This is a genomic window from Polaribacter sp., assembly GCF_965656025.1.
Taxonomy (GTDB): domain Bacteria; phylum Bacteroidota; class Bacteroidia; order Flavobacteriales; family Flavobacteriaceae; genus Polaribacter.
The window spans coordinates 1-5,785 of sequence record NZ_CBFHJT010000069.1 but is presented as its reverse complement, the minus strand read 5'-3'; the positions used below and the strand labels follow the sequence as shown (position 1 = coordinate 5,785).

Sequence of the window (5,785 nt, the reverse complement as noted above, 5' to 3'; positions counted from 1 at the left end):
GATTCTACCACTTTGCTTTCTGCATTGTAGGCTATTAAACTTCTGATATGCGGATTCATAGCCCCAATTTCATCTTCATCATCACTGGCTTTAACTGCATCTATTTCTACCAAACCTAAACTTGCATTTGCTGCAATAAAACCAGGGTAAACATGTTTTCCTTTGGCATTAATAATGGTTCCCATTCTTGCAATTTTCATAATGGCACTTCCAACAAAGGTAATTTTACCTCCATCAAACATTATTAATGAATTCTCTATTACTTTGCCATTCCCTAAATGTGCAGTTGCGCCTTCGATAGAAAATGCTGTGGTCTGTTTATCTGCAGGTGTTTGCTGTGCAGAAACTGTGTGTATTGCTATGATAAATAGCAAACTATATATTATTTTTTTCATCATTTTTAGCTTTTAGTTTCTTCTAAAGTATCACATTGAAAGTTTCTATCTCCTCTTTTCATAGGTACTTTGGTTTTTCCACCACCCATTTTTTCATCCATCATCATTTTAATCAACTTACTTTTTTCCTGTTTAATTGCAGCTCTTTTATTTTTATCTAATTCGATATCAAAATATATTTTTCCATCTACAATTGTTTTTTCAGCTTTTGCATAAATAGACATTGGGTGATGACTCCATAACACAACATCTGCATCTTTTCCTTCTTTAATACTACCAACTCTATCATCTATGTGTAATAGTTTTGCTGGATTTATTGTAACCATTTTCCAAGCCTCTAGTTCTGTCATTCCACCATATTTAATTGTTTTTGCAGCTTCTTGGTTTAAACGTCTAGACATTTCTCTATCATCAGAATTTATGGCAACAGTTACACCTGCATTGTGCATTATAGCAGCATTGTAAGGTATGGCATCGTTTACTTCATATTTATATGCCCACCAATCAGAAAAAGTAGAACCCCCCACACCATGTTCTTTCATTTTGTCTGCTACTTTGTAACCTTCTAGTATGTGTGTAAAAGTGTTTATATTAAAATTAAATTTTTCTGCAACCTTCATTAACATATTAATTTCTGATTGTACATAAGAGTGACAAGAAATAAAACGTTCTTTATTTAAGATTTCAGATAAAGTTTCCATTTCGATGTCTTTTCTATATGGTTTTCCACTTTTCTTTAAAGCATCATATTCTTTTGCTCTTGTAAAATAGTCTGTAAAAACTTGTTCTACACCCATTCTTGTTTGCGGAAAACGAACGCCATTTTGATAACGAGATTGTTTTACATTTTCACCCAAAGCAAATTTTATAAACTTAGGTGTATCATCATAAATCATGTTTTCTGCATTTTCTCCCCATTTTAGTTTGATAATTGCAGAACGACCTCCGATAGGATTTGCAGAACCATGTAATATTTGTGCAGTAGTGGTACCTCCTGAAAGGTTTCTATAAATATTGATGTCTGTAGGATCTACAACATCTTCTATCGTTACTTCTGCAGACGAGTTTTGCGCTCCTTCATTAACAGCAGAAGTTGCAATATGAGAATGCTCATCTACAATACCAGCAGTTAAATGTTTGCCAGTTCCATCTATTTCTGTGGCTCTTCTAGCTTTAATATTTTTACCAATTTCTACAATTTTACCATCTTTTAAAAGTACATCTGTATTTTCTAAAATACCAGCATCTTCACTGGTCCAAACAGTTACATTTTTTATCAAAAGAGTTTCTTGTTTGGGTTGTATATAATTACCAAAACCAATGTTTGGATAACTTACAGGCATTACAACAATCTCATCTTTTTTAGATTTTTTGCTGCTTTTTTTCTTTTTGTCTTCTTTTTTTACCGTTTTACTTGCAGACCAAGAAGTTTCGTTACCTAAAATATCAAAAGCAGTACCTTGCATTACATTTGCGGCGTTAATGATTTTTCCAATCATTCTTGTATAGCCACTTTCTTCGTTTAAGGTGATTTCAATCCAATCATCTTTAAAAGAAAATTTAGATTTTATTTTTTTATCGCCTAATTTAATGGTTCCAGATTGCTTTGCACCTTTACCAGAAATGGATAAGTCGTATTTTTTATTATTTACAGATAACATATAATTCCCTGTAATATTAGGAATATTCATATCATTGATTACATTTTTAGCACCTTGTACCCAGTTTTCGTATAAGGTAGTTTTGGCATCAAAAATATCTCCAGATGTAATAATAAAATTTGCATAACTACCTTCCTGTAAATTACCAATATTATTATTGCCAATAATTGATGCTGGAATTGTAGTTAAAGCTGCCAACGCTTTTTCTTTATCAAAACCATATTTTATGGCTTTTTGTAAATTTTTATGAAACGATTTTACAGATTTTAAAGAATTTGTGGTTAAAGCAAAATTTACTCCATTTTCAGCTAATGTTTTTAAATTAGAAGGTTCTTGATTCCATTTACGCATATCTCTTAAAGAAATTTGTTGCGCTAAAAGCGGATTAGAAACATCATAAGCATTGCTAAAGTTTACAGGAATGATGAAGTTTGCATTGGTAGATTTAATGTCATTTATTCTTTCATATTCATCTCCACTACCAACAATGGTGTATTGTATGCCAAATTCATCACCAACTTTATCTGCTCTTAAAGCATCTAAATGATTGTTGGTTTCAAAAATTTGAATTAGGTCTTTATTTTCATTTAAGGCTTTTAAAGCTAAATCGGTATTTTTCATGTTTCCTTTTGCATACCAATCAGCATCTAAATACACTTGTCTTAACAAAGCCATTGCACCCATTCTAGAACTAGGATATGCTTGTCTAGAAGTTACACTTTTAGAAAAGGATAAATACTGAGCAGATTTTGTGTCTAAAATTCTGTAAGCGTCTGTAGCATTCGGATTTAAGGCAATTAATAATCCGTTTCCACGAATAATACCATCTGCCATGTGCGTATTAACCACACCGAAACCAGCTTCTATTAAAGATTTGGCTTTTTTACCATCAAAAGAAAAATCTTTTAAAGGATTTACATCTGGTCTAATATGATCATTCCAATAATATCCTTCTCTAGAAGCATCATATTGTGTAACTCTAGAATTTCCAGAAGCTCTTTTAGGTTTTTTTATTCCAAAATCAGAGTAAATATCAATAAAAGAAGGGTAGATGGTTTTACCAGATAAATCGATAGTTTCTGTCCCTGTTGGGATTTTTACAGACTTACCAACTCCGATAATCTTACCGTTTTCAATTAGTAAAGTTCCTTTTTTAATAACCTTTTCTGGTGTTACATAAATAGTAGCATTTGTAAAGGCTACTAAAGTGTTTTCGGTTGTTTTCACTCCTGAATCTGTTGGAAAATAATCCTGCGAATGCAATGATATCGTCAACAAGAACGAGAAGAAAAAGAGTAATTTTCTCATGTTTAGTTTGAATTTGTTGTTTTTATGGTGTTAAATTTAATTAGATGCATTTTGTATTATGTTAAAAGGGTTGAATTTAACAAAAATTTAAGAAATCTAGATTCCCTTAGAATTTTGAAAATAAGAAATCAATAAATCAACCACATAGTTGTAAGAGGCTATGCCTTTATCTTGCTTATTGGCTTTTAAAAAAGCATTGTAACCTTTTTTAACAATGGGTTCAAAAGGATTTTTATATTCTTGCCAAAAAGAATAACTCTGTCTAAAATCTTTAGTAACACCTTTGTTTACAGAGCGCCAAAGTTCTTTTGATAAATCAGGATTTCTTTTTCTAACTTCAGAAATACAATAGGCAAAAGCCATTCTGTAACTGGCATATTTAAAATATAGATCTTCATGATAATTAGCCGCTAAAAAACCCACAAAATTGGCTTCATTTTCTGCTGCATAACCAATTTGATGTGCCATTTCATGACAAACCGTTGTTGGATAGCTGGTTTTTGGAACTCTATCATTTACTTGGGCTTCTCCTGTTAACGGATTTAAATACCCAGAGGTACCATTATAGGTTTGCAATAAACTCATTAAAGAGCTTTTAACGGATTTATATTGAGATTTTAATTGAGGGAAATCGGATTCTAAATTACGATAACCTAAAACAGCCATTTTATACATTTCTTTTTGCTGATGAGGGTTTGTAACTTTAATTGTATCGTTTTTTGTAATTTTAAAATGATAATAATTTAGGTTTTTTATAATTGTTTCTGTAACCTCTTTCAATTGTGCTGTTGTATATTTTTTTTGTTGATAATTTAAATTATCGGCTAACGGTTTTCTGTAATAATTTAATCCCCAAAAAAGATAAAAACACCCATAAATTATTGATAAAATTCCCGTAAAATGAATAATTTTGTGTAAAACTTCTTTAAAACGATTTTTTATTAATAAATATAAAGAACGTAAAAATAAAATTAGTAGAATGGCTATTAAAACATCACCAACAGAAAAAGGAATCCAGCCAAAAAGTATTCTAAAAAAAGAAGAAATATATGGGTAAATTCCGTTTGAATAATAGGTTTCTATAAACTCAGGATTTTTAGAAGCCAATTGCACTAAAAAAATCTGAATAGGAAGAAAAAGAGTTAGTAACAGATGTTTGTTATTCCATTTCATGTTGGTAAAAATAAGCATTCAAAATAGAAGTTCACTGGTTATTAACAAGATAATAACAATTTAGTTTACAATATTTGTCAACAAATAAAAGTTACATTTAAAGACAAGCAACCAAAGTAAAAAAGTACATTTGTGTCCATGGAAAAAACGAATGCAATCGCAGGAAAAAAAATAGATAAAAGCAGAATTATTAGCCTTGAGAAAGGTAAAATTCCACCACAAGCAGTAGAGTTAGAAGAAGCTGTGTTAGGTGCAATGATGATAGATAAAAAAGGAATTGATGATGTAATTGATATTTTACATTCTGATGCTTTTTATGATGGGAAGCATCAAGAAATTTATGCTGTTATTTATGAACTTTTCCAAAATTCGCAACCCATAGATTTACTAACAGTTTCTAATCTGTTAAAGAAAAACGGAAAATTAGAAATGGTTGGTGGCGACTTCTATTTAATTCGTTTAACACAAAAAGTTGCTTCTTCTGCTCACATCGAATTTCACGCGAGAATTATTCTTCAAAAGTATATTCAGCGTAAATTAATATCAATTTCATCAGAAATTATAGAAAGTTCTTATGACGAATCTACAGATGTTTTTGATTTGCTAGATGAAGCAGAAGGGAAGTTGTTCGAGGTAACACAAGGAAATTTAAAAAAGAGTTCAGAAGATGCAGGTTCTTTAGTAAAACAAGCCTTAAAAAAAATACAAGAAATTGGTAACCAAGAAGGGATGTCTGGTTTGGCAACTGGTTTTACCAAATTAGACGCGTTAACTTCTGGTTGGCAACCTTCCGATTTAATTATTATTGCAGCAAGACCTGGTATGGGAAAAACTGCTTTTGTAATTTCTATGGCAAAAAATATGGCCATTGATTTTAACCATGCTGTAGCCGTTTTTTCTTTAGAGATGTCGTCTGTACAATTAATTACAAGGATGATTTCTTCGGAAACTGGCTTAACATCAGAAAAACTAAGAAAAGGTAATTTAGAACCTCACGAATGGGAACAATTAAATGTAAAAGTTAAAAAACTTTCTGATGCTCCTATTTTTATAGATGACACTCCATCACTTTCTATTTTCGATTTACGAGCAAAAGCAAGACGTTTGGTGTCTCAACACAATGTAAGAATTATTGTAATTGATTATTTACAATTAATGACGGCTGGTGGAAATGGAAAAGGAGGAGGAAACAGAGAGCAAGAAATTTCTACCATTTCTAGAAACTTAAAAGCATTAGCCAAAGAATTG

The 5,785-nt window shown here is 31.1% G+C and carries 3 protein-coding genes and 1 pseudogene; 1 reads left to right on the top strand and 3 read right to left on the bottom strand.

Annotated features, from left to right (window positions below; translation table 11 throughout):
- The 3 genes and pseudogenes from ACTG3S_RS11965 to ACTG3S_RS11955 all read right to left on the bottom strand — a co-directional run.
- Positions 1-395: pseudogene (locus tag ACTG3S_RS11965) on the bottom strand (amidohydrolase family protein); the annotation flags it as partial.
- A gap of 5 nt (positions 396-400) precedes the next feature.
- Positions 401-3,364 (bottom strand): amidohydrolase family protein, encoded by a 2,964-nt coding sequence (locus ACTG3S_RS11960; protein ID WP_439129581.1) that lies wholly within the window; start codon positions 3,362-3,364, stop codon positions 401-403.
- Positions 3,365-3,460: 96 nt separating this feature from the next.
- A complete protein-coding gene (locus ACTG3S_RS11955) occupies positions 3,461-4,537 on the bottom strand; it encodes a DUF3810 domain-containing protein (protein ID WP_439129580.1) in 1,077 nt (358 codons plus the stop codon).
- A 138-nt stretch (positions 4,538-4,675) separates the two neighbouring features.
- Here ACTG3S_RS11955 and dnaB point away from each other — a divergent pair.
- Positions 4,676-5,785, top strand: a 1,110-nt coding sequence (dnaB, locus tag ACTG3S_RS11950) for a replicative DNA helicase (protein WP_439129579.1), incomplete at its 3' end; no start/stop codon positions are given.

Excerpts from the sequence above, each read along its gene's own strand:
- ACTG3S_RS11955 (WP_439129580.1), bottom strand. The coding sequence starts at position 4,537 with ATGAAATGGAATAACAAACATCTGTTACTAACTCTTTTTCTTCCTATT.
- ACTG3S_RS11960 (WP_439129581.1), bottom strand. The coding sequence starts at position 3,364 with ATGAGAAAATTACTCTTTTTCTTCTCGTTCTTGTTGACGATATCATTG.